Source organism: Leifsonia sp. 71-9 (genome assembly GCF_001898805.1).
GTDB lineage: Bacteria > Actinomycetota > Actinomycetes > Actinomycetales > Microbacteriaceae > Leifsonia.
The window spans coordinates 250,555-264,507 of record NZ_MKVJ01000018.1; the positions used below are offsets into that span (position 1 = coordinate 250,555).

10 protein-coding genes are annotated in these 13,953 nt (G+C 71.2%); 7 read left to right on the forward strand and 3 right to left on the reverse strand.

What is annotated here, in order from left to right:
- Positions 1–27 precede the first annotated feature (27 nt).
- Positions 28–1,182 (forward strand): SLC13 family permease, encoded by a 1,155-nt coding sequence (locus tag BGO91_RS14045; protein WP_290473352.1) that lies wholly within the window; start codon positions 28–30, stop codon positions 1,180–1,182.
- A gap of 39 nt (positions 1,183–1,221) precedes the next feature.
- On the opposite strand, the gene BGO91_RS14050 is transcribed toward BGO91_RS14045, so the two are convergent.
- Both BGO91_RS14050 and BGO91_RS14055 read right to left on the reverse strand, forming a co-directional pair.
- Complete coding sequence (locus BGO91_RS14050; RefSeq protein ID WP_290473353.1) at positions 1,222–3,195, reverse strand: YhgE/Pip domain-containing protein; 1,974 nt, start codon at positions 3,193–3,195, stop codon at positions 1,222–1,224.
- Positions 3,195–6,086 (reverse strand): MMPL family transporter, encoded by a 2,892-nt coding sequence (locus BGO91_RS14055; RefSeq protein ID WP_290473354.1) that lies wholly within the window; start codon positions 6,084–6,086, stop codon positions 3,195–3,197. Before BGO91_RS14055 ends, BGO91_RS14050 begins: the two co-directional genes overlap by 1 nt.
- Positions 6,087–6,213: 127 nt before the next feature.
- On the opposite strand from BGO91_RS14055, the gene BGO91_RS14060 reads away from it, so the two are divergent.
- Both BGO91_RS14060 and BGO91_RS14065 read left to right on the forward strand, forming a co-directional pair.
- Positions 6,214–6,885, forward strand: a complete 672-nt coding sequence (locus BGO91_RS14060) for a TetR/AcrR family transcriptional regulator (RefSeq protein WP_290473355.1) — start codon at positions 6,214–6,216, stop codon at positions 6,883–6,885.
- A gap of 35 nt (positions 6,886–6,920) precedes the next feature.
- Entirely contained in the window at positions 6,921–7,790 is an 870-nt protein-coding gene (locus BGO91_RS14065; RefSeq protein WP_290473356.1) for an SGNH/GDSL hydrolase family protein, read from the forward strand.
- A gap of 20 nt (positions 7,791–7,810) precedes the next feature.
- Here the strand turns inward: BGO91_RS14065 and BGO91_RS14070 are convergent, their stop codons facing one another.
- Positions 7,811–8,608, reverse strand: coding sequence for a sugar phosphate isomerase/epimerase (locus BGO91_RS14070; protein ID WP_349863666.1), 798 nt, complete (start codon positions 8,606–8,608; stop codon positions 7,811–7,813).
- A 225-nt stretch (positions 8,609–8,833) separates the two neighbouring features.
- Between BGO91_RS14070 and otsA the strand changes: the two genes are divergently transcribed.
- From otsA to BGO91_RS14090, 4 genes are all read left to right on the forward strand, one after another.
- The gene (gene otsA / locus BGO91_RS14075; RefSeq protein ID WP_290473358.1) at positions 8,834–10,279 is read left to right on the forward strand and encodes an alpha,alpha-trehalose-phosphate synthase (UDP-forming); all 1,446 of its coding nucleotides are present in this window, start codon (positions 8,834–8,836) and stop codon (positions 10,277–10,279) included.
- Between the two features lie 43 nt (positions 10,280–10,322).
- Positions 10,323–11,126 (forward strand): trehalose-phosphatase, encoded by an 804-nt coding sequence (gene otsB, locus BGO91_RS14080; protein WP_290473359.1) that lies wholly within the window; start codon positions 10,323–10,325, stop codon positions 11,124–11,126.
- A 74-nt stretch (positions 11,127–11,200) separates the two neighbouring features.
- On the forward strand, positions 11,201–12,895 hold the full coding sequence (gene ilvD / locus BGO91_RS14085) for a dihydroxy-acid dehydratase (RefSeq protein ID WP_179702452.1): 1,695 nt from the start codon (positions 11,201–11,203) through the stop codon (positions 12,893–12,895).
- Between the two features lie 53 nt (positions 12,896–12,948).
- Positions 12,949–13,953 (forward strand): thiamine pyrophosphate-binding protein (locus BGO91_RS14090; RefSeq protein WP_290473360.1); only part of this gene is annotated, 1,005 nt, incomplete at its 3' end.

Here is a 13,953-nt window from a genome sequence, read left to right on the forward strand (position 1 = left end):
GGACCCGGGCCGGAGGAAGGGATCGGGATGCGCACTGCCGTCGTCGGGGCGGTCCTGCTCGTGCTCGGGGCGATCGCGGTCGCGGTCGGGATCCTGCCGGTGCCCGAGGTCGCGGTCTTGTGGGATCGGGTGTGGCCCATCCTGCTCTTCGTGGTCGCGGTGACGGTCGTCACCGAGCTGGCGGCGGAGGCCGGCCTCTTCACCTGGGTCGCCCAGCGGACCGCGCGGTGGGGGCGCGGGCGCGCCTGGGTGCTCTGGCTGCTCGTGGTCCTGGTCGCCGCGCTGTGCACGGTCTTCCTCTCGCTCGACACGACCGCGGTGCTGCTGACGCCGGTCGTGATCGTGCTCGCCCGCCATGCCGGGCTCAACCCGCTGCCGTTCGCGCTGACGACGGTGTGGATGGCCAACGCGGGCTCGCTGCTGCTGCCGGTCTCGAATCTGACCAACCTGCTGGCCCAGCACGCCATGGGCGACCCCACGCCGGTGGCGTTCGCAGCCTTGATGTGGGCTCCGGCGCTGGTCGCGATGGTGGTGCCGATGGTGGCCGTCTTCCTCATCGCGCGGCGCTCGCTGGTGGTCCGCTACGAGCCGGGCGAGGAGGAGCCGGTCGGCGACCGGGTGCTCTTCGGGACCAGCGCGATCGTCGTCGTCGCCCTCGTCCCGCTGCTCGTCTCGGGGCTGCCCGTGTGGCTTCCGGCGTCCGGGGCCGCGATCGTGCTCGGCGCGGTGTTCCTGGTGCGGCGGCGCTCGGTGCTCCGCTTCGGGCTCATCCCGTGGCAGCTCGTCGTTCTGGCCGCCGGGTTGTTCCTGTTCATCGAGGCCCTGCACGCCGTCGGGCTCGGCGCGGTGCTGGCCGCCGTGTCGGGCACCGGGGAGTCGCCGCTCGCCCTGCTGCGGCTGTCGCTGACCGGGATGGTCGGAGCGAACGCGATCGACAACCTCCCCGCGTATCTGGCGCTGGAGCCGGTGGCGGGATCGCCGGCGCGGCTCGCCGCCCTGCTCATCGGCGTCAACGCGGGACCGCTGATCACCCCGTGGGCGTCGCTGGCGACGCTCCTCTGGCATCAGCGCCTGACGTCGTTCGACGTCGAGCTGCGCTGGAAGCGCTACGTGCTGCTCGGCGCGGTGGTCGCCCCGGTCACGGTCGTCCTCGCCACGCTGGCCCTCGCGCTCACCGTCTGAGCGGCGACCGCGAGGGCAGGGGCGCGGGCGACGTGGCGGCTACTCGGCGGGGAGCAGCTGGGAGGCGCGGACGACCCGCTTGCGCGCGATCGCGATGAGCGCCAGCCCGAAGCCGAACGCCGCCCAGAGGAGCAGCCCGCCCAGTCCGCGCCACACGTCGGAGCTGCTCGCCACGACGCCCTGGAGCGCCGTGATCGCGGGGGAGGTCGGCAGCCACGGCAGGGCCCCGTCGAAGAAGGCGGGCGCCGTCGACACGATCCCCGACGCCAGGGTGATCACCACAACGAGCATCGAGAGGAACCGACCGATGCCGCCGAGGAGCGCCACGAGCCCGTGGTTGACCGCCGCGAACGCCACCCCGACGCCGACGGCGACTCCAGCGAAGCCGAACCAGTGGCCGACGTCGAGGTGCAGCGCCGGCTGCATGATCGCGGCGACGAGCACGCCCTGGACGGCACCGAGCACGGCGGCCGGGACGAATCCGTCGAGCGCGATGAGCCCGGCGGCCCGGGAAGTGAGGAGCGCCCGGCGCGAGACGGCCTGCAGCACGAGGAAGGAGGCCAGCGCGCCCAGCCAGAGGGCGACCGAGGCGAACAGGGGGATGCTGGTCGACCCGAACGCGGCGGTGCCAGACGCCTTCTGCGTGACCGGCTCGGAGGCGACCGAGGCGAGGTTGGTGCGCTCGCCGCTGTCGTAGCTCGGCAGCTGCCCCACCGCGGTCTTCAGCCCGGAGGCGAGGGAGGCCGCACCGGACGCCGACTGATCGGCGCCGGTCGCGAGCGGGGTGATGCCGGTCGCGAGCTGGGAGACGCCGTCCGACAGCTGGGAGGCTCCGGAGGCGCTCTGCGCGGCGCCGTCGGCGAGCTGCGCGGCCCCGGAGGCGGACTGCTGCGTGCCCGCGGCGAGCTGCTGCGCGGCGGAGGCCGACTGCGCGACTCCGCCGGCGAGCGATCCGGCACTGGACGCGAGGGCACTGGTCCCGGTCGCGACCTGCTTGGCAATGTCCTCGATCGACTGCCCGGCCGAAACGGGGGCGGTCAGAGTCCCGAGCACCGTCACCAGTTGCGTGCAGGTGGCGTCGGCCGCACCATGATCCGCGACGCAGGTCGCGAGCGCGGCCTTCGCTGACGCGGCTGCGGCCGATACACCGGTGGAAACTCCGGACGCCCCTGCGGAGAGCTGGGCCGTCTGAGCCGGGAGATCCTTCGTGCCGTCGGCGAGTGTCTGGAGGCCACCGGCGAGTTGCGATGTTCCCCCGGACAGCGTCCCGAGCCCGCTGGAGAGCCCGCGCGCCCCCGAGGACAGCTGCCCGATCCCGCTCGACAGCGACGACGCCCCGCTCGCGAGCTGACCGGCCGCGTCGTTGAGCTGGTGCGTGCCGCTCGCGAGCTGCGTGAGCCCGCTCGACAGCTGGTCCGCTCCGGTCGCCGCCTGGCCGATCTGGTCGTGCAGGGTGTTGAAGCCCACGTACACGTTCTCGAGGTACGTCGACGTGAGCTGCTTGTTGAGCACCGAGGTGGCGGTGGTGGTCACGGCCTGGCTGATCGCCGGGTCCACGAGCTTCGACTTGTCGCTGGTGCGCACGTCGATGGTGGCCTGGGTGGCATCGGCCGCCTCGCCCGACGGGGAGGTCGCCGCCTTCGAGAACGTCTTCGGGATGGTGACGACGGCGACGTAGCGGCCGTCGGCGACGCCGCTCTCCGCGTCCTTCTGGTCGGTGAGGACCCAGCTGAAGTTGTCCTTCGTGCTGTCGAGGAGCCCGGCGGAGAGCTGCCGCCCGAGCGGCACCGTCTGGTCGCCGATCTTCACCGGCTGGTCGAGGTTGACGACCGCGGCCTTCACATCGTCGAGCCGGTCGGTCGGGTTCCAGAGCGCCCAGACGAGCAGGCCGCCGATGGCGAGCGGCACCAGCACGATGCCGATGATCGTGAGCCAGGTGATGCGCTTGTCGGAGCGCATCCGCTCCAGCGAGAACAGGGAGCCGGGGCGGCGGAGGGGGGACGGGCTGGTCATCAGGCGTTCGCCTTCTCGAGGTGGGACGGCGCATGGGCCGTGCGGTCGGGGGAAGCGGTGGGGTCGTCCGGCAGGAGCACCGTGCCGGTCTCGACGCCGTCGGGGAGCAGATCGTCGAGCCCGGCGGGGTCGACGCAGCTCACGACGAGGGCGAAGGGGCGCTGCTCGACGTGCGCCCGGCTGAGCGCGGCCGAGAGCTCGGAGCGGATGCGGTGGCGCTCGACCGGGTCGGTCACGGTGTCGGCGGCGTCGAGGGCGAGCAGCTGCGGCCGGCTCGCGAGCGCCTTCCGCACGTCGTCGACCGGGGTGTCGGAGACGCCGAGGCGCACGACGGAGGTGCGCGAGCGCACGCCCGACCCGCGGGTGGGGAGGACGAGCCCCGCCACCTTCATGGTTCCAGCGTCCGGCTTCGTGCGGCCGGTCACCGCCATCAGGAGGGTGAGCGCCGCCATCCGGTCGCCGCCGTGGACGACGAGCACCTCGCGGTCCCGGAGGCGGAACGACACGTCGCGCAGGACGGGGTGGCGGCGCACGCTCACCGACAGTCCGTCGGCCGCGGCCACGACGTCGGCGCCGTCCTCGGGCCAGTCGGCCAGCTCGAGCTCCTTCTGCAGGCCGTCGCCCTCCACGTCGAACGAGGGGAGGATGCGGTCGAGCCAGCGCGGCATCCACCACGCCTTGTCGCCGAGGAGCTGCAGGATCGCGGGGACGAGGGTCATGCGCACGATGAACGCGTCGACGAACACGCCGACGGCGAGGCCCAGGGCGATGGGCTTGATGGAGGTGTCGCCCTCGGGCACGAAGGCGGCGAACACCGAGATCATGATGATCGCGGCGGCCGTGACCACCTTCGCGGACCCGACGAAGCCGCTCTGGATCGCGCGGCGGGCGTTGCCGCCGTGCACGTAGTCCTCGCGGATGCGGCTGACGAGGAAGACCTCGTAGTCCATGGCGAGCCCGAACAGCACGCCCATCAGGATGATCGGCATGAAGCTGATCACCGGCCCGGTCTTGTCGACGTGGAGGGCGTCGGCGAACCAGCCCCACTCGAAGACGGCGGTGACGGCACCGAACGCGACGCCGACCGAGAGCAGGTAGCCGAGGGCGGCCTTGATCGGCACCGCGATCGAGCGGAACACCATCGTCAGCAGCACGAGCGAGAGCCCCACGACGAGGATGCCGAACGGGAGCAGCGCGCCCGCGAGCCGGTTGGAGACGTCGATCTGCGCGGCCGTGGTGCCGGTGACCTTCAGGTCGACCTTGTACTCGTCGAGGAAGTGCTGGTGCTTGGCGCGCAGCTCGGCGACGAGGTCGGCGGTGCGCTGGTCGTCGGGGCCGGTCGTCGGGATGACCTGGACGATGCCGGTGTCGGCCGTCGCGTTCGGCGTGGAGAGCGGGACCGCGGCGACGCCGGGCATCTCGGCGATCTCGGCGCCGATCTTGTCCATCAGCCCGATCGGGTCCGTGCTGGAGATGATCGAGCCGGTGACGATCAGGGGGCCGTTGTAGCCCGGGCCGAAGTGCTCCGAGATGAGGTCGTAGGTGATGCGGGCGGGGTCGTCCGGGGCGTGCGACCCGGCGTCCGGCAGGGCGAGCCGCAGCTGCAGCGCCGGCACGGCCGCGATCCCGAGCGCGACGATCACGGCGACGACGGTCACGATGGGGAAGCGGGTGACCGCGCGCACCCAGCCGCGGAAGAACCCCTTCGGGATCTCGGCGGTGGCCGCGTGCGCGAGGCTCGGCGCGCCGGCGGAGGCGGGCGCGGGAGCGGGGTCCGCCGCCGGGGCCGTCCGGTCCGCGGCCACGGCGTCGCCGGCCGTCGTCGCGGATCGTGCGGCGCGCTTCTCCGCGCGCCGCGACGCGCGACGCCCCGGCGTGATGCGCGCCCCGGCGAAGCCGAGCAGCGCCGGCGTGAGGGTCAGTGCGACCAGGACGGCGATCGCGACGGCGGCCGACGCGGCGAAGCCCATCGTGGTGAGGAAGGGGATGTTCGCCACTGCGAGACCCGCCAGCGCGATGATCACGGTGATGCCCGCGAAGAGCACGGCGGAACCGGCCGTGGCGACCGACCGCGCCGTGGACTCCTCCGGATCGACGCCCGCCTTCAACTGGCTCTGATGGCGGGAGATGATGAAGAGCGAGTAGTCGATCCCGACGGCCAGCCCGAGCATGAGCGCGAGCAGGGGAGTGGTCGACGAGATCGGCCCGAACACGGTCGCGATGAAGATCAGGGCCATCGAGAGCCCGACGCCGAGCAGCGCCGTCAGCAGGGGCATCCCGGCCGCGATGAACGAGCCGAAGGTGACGATGAGGACCACCAGCGCGATCCCCACACCGATCAGCTCCGTGAGCGACAGGGTCGGGAGGCTCTGCGAGAAGAGCTGGCCGCCCACGGCGACCTGCGAGCCGTGCGGCAGCTCCTTCTGCAGGTCGGCCCCCGCATCCTGGAGGGCCGTCTTCGTCTCCGCGGTGACCGTGGTCTGCTGGCCCTTCAGCTGCACCGTGATGATGGCCGCGGTGCGGTCGTCCGAGATCAGGTTCTTGACGGTGGTGCTGTACGGCGACGTGGCGCCCGAGACGCCGTCGACCTTCGCGAGGTGGTCGACCGTGTCCTCGACCGGGTTCTTGATGCCGGCCTGGTCGACGGTCTCGTTGTCGGGGGCGACGACGACGATCTGCGCGCTCGTGCCGCTGACCTGCGGGAACGTGCGGCTCAGCGTGTCGAGCGCCTCCTGGGATTCCGTGCCCGGGATGCTGAAGGTGTTGTCGGTGCCCTGGTTGAAGGCGACGGCGCCGCCGGCGAGCAGCACCAGCACGAGCAGCCAGAGCGAGACGACCAGCTTGCGGGCGCGGAAGGCCCAGCGGCCGATCGAATACAGGAGTGAGGACACACGTTCTCCAGTGGTGAAGTGACCAGCAGCGTCACGGAATGAAGGGATTCGATACACTGTTGTATCCGATGCTCGACTGTATCGGATACACTCGTGTATCTGGAACTCGACTCAGGAAGGTTTCAGCTTGGACAGCACAGCTCTCAGAGACGGGCGCGACGACGCTCCCGCAGAGTCCGCGCGCCGTCGGCGCACCCGGGCCCGGCTGCTCGACGCCGCGTTCGACGTCTTCGCCGAGCAGGGGGTCCGCGCCGCCAGCGTCGAGACGATCGCGGAGGCTGCCGGCTTCACGCGCGGCGCGTTCTACTCCAACTTCTCGACCAAGGAGGAGCTCTTCTTCGCCCTCATGGAGCGCGAGAAGACGATGCGGCTCGAACAGCTCGACCAGGGCCTCGCCCAGCACCTCGCGCCGCTCGTGGAGTCGGGCGTCACCGAGATCGACGACGCGCAGGTCATCGACATCGTCACCAAGATCCTCGAGCTGCAGTCCGACGACCGGCGCTGGTGGCTGGTGCAGTCCGAGTTCCAGCTGCTCGCCCTGCGCGACGCCACGATCGCAGGAGGCTATCTCGCGTTCCAGGATGGCTTCTACCGCGACCTCACCGAGATCGTGATCACCGCCCTGGCGAGCGCGCACCGCCGGTTCACCATCGATCCCGCCGAGGCCGTGCGGGTGATCGCCGAGCTCTGCGCCAGCGGGGAGGCGCACGCACTGCTCGCCGGAGACGAGCGCAAGTTCGCGGAGCGCCTGTCCGAGAGCGTCCCCGCGGTCCTGCTGGCCCTCACCGAGCGGATCTGACGGAACACCAAGGCATCTTCGCTACTCTCGATCAGATGCGACGCAGAGCCCTCCCGATCGCGCTCGCCGGCGCCCTGGCCGCCGCGGTGCTCACCCTGGCTGCCGCCTGCGCGGGTCCGGCCGACCCACCCGCGGCGTCTCCCCGTGCCGTCGCGACCGCGACGCCCTCCGCGACCCCCGACCCCTTCCCGCGTCAGCCGCTCACGAAGAGCACCCGCTACGTCGCCCTGGGCGACTCGTTCGCCGCCGGGATGGGCGGAGGCGGCGAGACCGGCAAGTGCCGGTCGAGCGCCGCGAGCTACCCCTCGGTCTTCACCCGCGAGTCCGGCGTCGACCTCGTCGTCAACGCCGCCTGCTCGGGAGCCACGACCTCCGACCTCCTGCGCAACCAGCTGATCGCGCTCGACGACCGCACCGACCTGGTGACGGTGAGCATCGGCGGCAACGATCTGGGCGTCGCCGCCATCGCGTCGGACTGCGCGGCGGGCAAGGCGGCGTCCTGCCGCAGCCAGCTGACCTCCGCCCTCTCCCTGCTCAACGTCCTGCCCGACCGGCTCGCGACGGTGTACGACGCGATCGTCCAGGCCGCGCCGAACGCCCGCATCGTCGTGACGGGGTACGCCCTCATGTACGACGCCTCCGACCCGAACGCGAAGGACTTCGGGATGGCGGCGGCGATCAACGCCGCGACCATCGGGCTCAACCAGGTGATCGCGGACGCCGTGGAGGCCGAGCGCGCCAAGGGGGCACCGATGACCTTCATCGGGGTGGACTTCGCCGGGCACGCGATCGGCGACGCCAAGCCCTGGGTGCACACCAGCGGGGTCGACGCGTTCCATCCGACGGCCGACGGCTATGCGGAGTACGCGCGTCAGCTCGTCCGTCGGCTCGGCACAGCGGGCTGAGGCCCCCGGCGCCGACGGCGTCAGGAGGCGGCGGCGCGGCTGTGCTCGCGCGCGAACGCCAGCGTCTCCCGCAGCAGCGCGAGCCGCTCCTGACGGCTCCTGGCCTTGCGGGTGTTGATCTCGGCGACCACCGAGCCGCTCCAGCCGGTCCCGGCGAGCAGCCGCAGTACTTCCGCCACCGGCTGCGTGCCGCGCCCCGGGACGAGGTGCTCGTCGAACACCCGCGCGTCGTCGAGCGCGCCCGACCCGTCGCACAGGTGAACGTGATGGAGGCGGCCGCCGAGCTCCTCGGCGAGACGCAGGCCGTCGATGCCGCTGAGTGCGGCGTGCGAGAAGTCCAGGGTGACCGCGTCGCAGTCCATCGCGAGCGGGTTCCAGCCGGGGGAGTAGGCGGCCATCGACCGGCCGGCGACCTTCCACGGGAACATGTTCTCGACCGCGACGGTGACCCCCGATCGCTCCGCCGTGCGCCGCACGATGTCGAGGAAGCCCTCGGCGTACCCCGACTGCCAGCGGAAGGGCGGATGCACGACGACCGTGTCGGCTCCGAGCTCGGCGGCGAGGGCGGCCGAGCGCTCCAGCTTGACCTGCGGGTCGCGCCCCCAGACGAAGTGGGTCAGCAGCAGGACCGGAGCGTGCACGCTGAGCACCGGCATCCCGTACTGCTCGGCGAGCGCGCGCAAGGGCGCGGCCGACTGGGTGGCGTCGTCGCGCGTCACCATGACCTCCACCCCGTCGAAGCCCAGCTCGGCCGCGGTGCGGAACGCCTCCTCGATGCCGAGCGGGTAGACGCAGGTCGTCCCCATCCCGATGCGCATCACAGCCGCACTCTAACCCCGGGCACTGAACGACGCGTGTCCTACCGCCGAACGGCGTCCCCGTCCAGGCCCCGGACGTGCGCGAGCGACGCTGGTACTGTGGCGAGAACCACCCCCATCGACATCTGAGGGAGAGGATCCACCATCTCAGCACAGCCCGACACCGCCACCTCCACCGAGACCTACGACGTCGTCATCGTCTCGAACCGCCTTCCCGTCGACCGCGTGGTCGACGACGCGGGCGAGGCCGACTGGCGCCCGTCGCCCGGCGGCCTGGTGGCGGCGCTGGAGCCCGTGATGCGGTCGCAGGACGGCGTCTGGATCGGCTGGGCCGGGGTCTCCGACGAGGAGATCGAGCCCTTCGAGGCCGACGGCATCAGCATCATCCCGGTACCGCTCAGCGAGCAGGAGCTGCAGGAGTACTACGAGGGCTTCTCGAACGACACCCTGTGGCCGCTCTACCACGACGTGATCGCGCAGCCGACGTTCCACCGCGAGTGGTGGGACAGCTACGTGAAGGTCAACCGGCGCTTCGCCGACGCGGCCGCCAAGGCGTCCTCGCACGGCGCCGTGGTCTGGGTACACGACTACCAGCTGCAGCTCGTGCCCGCCATGCTGCGCGAGCTGCGGCCCGACCTCGTCATCGGGTTCTTCAACCACATCCCGTTCCCGCCCTACGGCATCTACTCGCAGCTGCCGTGGCGGCGCCAGATCATCGACGGACTGCTGGGCGCCGATGTCATCGGCTTCCAGCGGGTGGCCGACGCGGGCAACTTCTCCCGCGCCGTGCGCCGGCTCCGCGGCTACGAGACCCGCGGGCCCATCATCGAGGTGCCGATCGACAGCGACGATCCCGAAGCTGGCTCGCACCGCCACGTGACGACCAACCGCCACGGCGGCCTGGCGCGCACCGTGCTCGCCCGCGCGTTCCCGATCTCCATCGACACTGAGAAGTACCAGGAGCTCGCCCGCCGCCCCGACATCCAGGCGCGCGCCCAGGAGATCCGCGAGGAGCTCGGCAACCCGCAGACGATCATGCTCGGTGTCGACCGCCTCGACTACACGAAGGGCATCGGCCACCGGCTCAAGGCGTTCGGCGAGCTCCTGCGCGACGGCGCGCTCTCCGCGGAGGACGTCACCCTCGTCCAGGTCGCGAGTCCCAGCCGCGAGCGCGTCGAGACCTACCGTCAGCTGCGCGACGAGATCGAGCTGACCGTCGGGCGCATCAACGGCGACTACTCGACCCTCGGCCACAGCGCGATCGCCTACCTGCACCACGGCTACCCCCGCGAGGAGATGGTGGCGCTGTACTTGGCCGCCGACGTCATGCTCGTGACGGCGCTGCGCGACGGGATGAACCTCGTCGCCAAGGAGTACGTGGCCTCCCGCGTCGACGACGACGGCGTGCTCATCCTGAGCGAGTTCGCCGGGGCGTCCGACGAGCTGCGGCAGGCGCTCCTGATCAACCCCCACGACATCGAGGGGCTGAAGGAGTCCATCCTCCAGGCGATCGCGATGCCGAAGCGCGACCGCACGCGGCGGATGCGCGCCCTGCGCAAGAAGGTGCTGACGAACGACGTCGCGCGCTGGTCCGCCTCCTTCCTGGACGCCCTCACCCGCGCCGCGCACGGCGACCACCCGCTGCAGAACCCCCTGGTGAACCGGCGCTGAGCGTCCGCCTCCGCCTCCGTCCCGCACCGACCAGGAAAGCCGCATGACCGAAACGCCCACCGTCCCGTCCGACTCCGCGCTCGACTCCGCCGTCCGACGGCTCGCCGACGCCGACCGGCTGCTGCTGGCCCTCGACTTCGACGGCACGCTCGCGCCGTTCGTCGACGTGCCGCGCGGCGCCCGTGCGCTGCCGGAGGCGAAGGCCGCCCTGGACCGGCTCGAGAAGCTGCCGCGCACCTGGGTCGCCTACGTGTCGGGGCGTCCGCTCGCCAGCCTGGAGGCGGTGACGGAGGCGGACGAGGACGCCCTGCTGATCGGCTCGCACGGCGTGGAGATCCGGTTCGGCCGCGACGGCGTCTCGCTCGATCTCGACGAGGACGAGCGCACCACGCTGCAGCGACTGGGGGAGACCCTCCAGGAGCTGGTGGACGCGTTCCCCGGCACCAAGCTCGAGGTGAAGCCGGTCGGCTTCGGCGTCCATTACCGCACGGTGGAGGGCGACCGCGGCGCCGAGGTCGTGCGCCGCGCGTACGAGGCGGCCGGCGCCGTCAGCGACGGTCTCACCGTGCGCGACGGCAAGGACATCATCGAGTTCTCCGTGCGCGAGGCGAACAAGGGGGACGGGATCGAGCGGCTACGGGAGTACACCCACGCCACCGCCGTGCTCTTCGCCGGCGACGATGTCACCGACGAGGACGGCCTGCGCGTGCTGCGCCCGGAGAACGGCGACGTGGGCGTGAAGGTCGGCCCCGGCGACACCGCAGCGCAGTACCGCGTGGCGGACGAACAGGCCGTCGCGAGCCTGCTCACGCTGCTCGCCGAGGCGCGCGCCTCCTCCACAGCCTGAGGCGCCGGAGCACCTCTCCACCGATCCCGCGACGCATGGTCCGGCGGGCATGCGAGACGTCCTAGAGTTGTCACATGCCAGAGATCGATTGGAAGCCGCGCTCGCGCGTCGTCACCGACGGAATCGAAGCCACGACGAGCCGGGGCATGCTCCGTGCCGTCGGAATGGGCGACGCCGACTGGGAGAAGCCGCAGATCGGCATCGCCAGCTCGTGGAACGAGATCACCCCCTGCAACCTGTCGCTCGACCGGCTCGCGCAGGGCGCCAAGGAGGGCGTCCACTCGGGAGGCGGCTACCCGCTGCAGTTCGGCACCATCTCCGTCTCCGACGGCATCTCGATGGGCCACGAGGGGATGCACTTCTCGCTCGTGTCGCGCGAGGTCATCGCCGACTCGGTCGAGACGGTCATGATGGCCGAGCGCCTCGACGGCACCGTGCTCCTCGCCGGCTGCGACAAATCGCTCCCCGGCATGCTGATGGCGGCGGCCCGCCTCGACCTCTCGGCGGTCTTCCTCTACGCCGGCTCGATCGCTCCCGGCTGGGTCAAGCTCTCCGACGGCACCGAGAAGGACGTCACGATCATCGACTCCTTCGAGGCCGTCGGCGCCTGCAAGGCGGGCAAGATGAGCGAAGAGGACCTCAAGCGCATCGAGTGCGCGATCGCCCCGGGCGAGGGCGCCTGCGGCGGGATGTACACCGCCAACACCATGGCGTCGGTCGCCGAGGCCCTCGGCATGAGCCTCCCGGGCTCGGCTGCGCCGCCGTCGGCCGACCGCCGTCGCGACTACTTCGCGCACCGCTCGGGCGAGGCCGTCGTCAACCTGCTCAAGCTCGGCATCACCGCCCGCGACATCCTCACCAAGGAGGCGTTCGAGAACGCGATCGCCGTGGCCATGGCTTTCGGCGGCTCGACCAACGTCGTGCTCCACCTGCTGGCCATCGCCCGCGAGGCCGAGGTCGACCTCACGATCGACGACTTCAACCGCATCGGCGACAAGGTGCCCCACATCGGCGACCTGAAGCCCTTCGGGAAGTACGTCATGAACGACGTCGACCGCCACGGCGGCGTCCCCGTCGTCATGAAGGCCCTGCTCGACGCGGGTCTGCTGCACGGCGAGTGCCTCACCGTGACCGGCAAGACCGTCGCCGAGAACCTCGCCGAGATCAACCCGCCCGCGCCGGACGGCGAGGTCATGCGCACCCTCGACAACCCCATCCACGCCACCGGCGGCATCACGATCCTCAAGGGATCGCTCGCCCCCGAGGGCGCCGTCGTGAAGACCGCGGGCTTCGACGCCCAGGTCTTCGAGGGCCCCGCGCGCGTGTTCGAGCGCGAGCGCGCCGCGATGGACGCCCTCACCGAGGGCCGCATCAACGCGGGCGACGTGGTCATCATCCGCTACGAGGGGCCCAAGGGCGGCCCGGGGATGCGCGAGATGCTCGCCATCACCGCGGCCATCAAGGGCGCGGGCCTCGGCAAGGATGTACTACTATTGACGGACGGACGATTCTCAGGCGGCACAACCGGCCTGTGCATCGGCCACATAGCACCCGAAGCGGTGGACGCAGGTCCCATCGCATTCGTGCGCGATGGTGATCTGATACGGGTCGATATCGCGGCTCGCTCCCTCGACCTACTTGTCGACGAGTCAGAGCTGACCGCCCGCCGTGACGGCTGGGCTCCTCTTCCTCCGCGCTATACCCGTGGCGTTCTCGCGAAGTACTCCAAGCTCGTGCGCTCTGCAGCAGAAGGCGCGGTCACGGGGTAGCTCTTCGCTCTCCAGCAGTATCAACCGTTTCGTACGTAAGGGACCGATAAGGCATGTCCTCGGATGCAACCCCCAACTCCGTGTTGCCGTCCGCGGCGCCTGGCAAGGCGTCGCCCGAACAACTGACCGGATCGCAGTCGGTCGTCCGCACCCTCGAGCTCCTCGGCGTCACCGACGTCTTCGGGCTCCCGGGCGGGGCGATCCTGCCGATCTACGACGCGATCGTGGACTCGTCCAAGATCCGCCACATCCTCGTCCGCCACGAGCAGGGCGGCGGCCACGCCGCCGAGGGCTACGCGTCGGCGTCCAACAAGGTCGGCGTCGCCATGGCGACCTCCGGCCCGGGCGCGACGAACCTCGTCACCGCCATCATGGACGCCCACATGGACTCCGTCCCCGTCGTGTTCATCACCGGCCAGGTGTTCTCCACCCTCATGGGCACGGACGCCTTCCAGGAGGCGGACATCGTCGGCATCACCATGCCGATCACCAAGCACTCGTTCCTGGTGAAGCGCGTGGAGGACATCCCCGCCACGATCGCCGCGGCGTACCACATCGCCGGGACCGGCCGTCCCGGTCCGGTGCTCGTCGACATCACCAAGGACGCGCAGCAGAACACGGCGCCCTTCGTGTGGCCGCCCAAGGTCGACCTGCCGGGCTACCGGCCGATCACCAAGGCGCACGGCAAGCAGATCCTCGCCGCGGCCCAGCTGCTCGTCGAGAGCAAGAAGCCGGTCCTCTACGTGGGCGGCGGCGTCATCCGCTCGCGCGCGTCGCAGGAGCTGCTCGAGCTCGCCGAGGCGATCGGCGCCCCGGTCGTCACCACGCTGATGGCGCGCGGTGCCTTCCCGGACTCCCACCAGCAGCACCTCGGCATGCCGGGCATGCACGGCACGGTCCCCGCCGTGCTGGCGCTCCAGGAGTCCGATCTCATCGTGTCGCTCGGCGCGCGGTTCGACGACCGCGTGACCGGCAACACCTCCCTCTTCGCGCCCAACGCGAAGATCGTGCACGTCGACGTCGACCCTGCCGAGATCTCGAAGATCCGCATCGCCGAC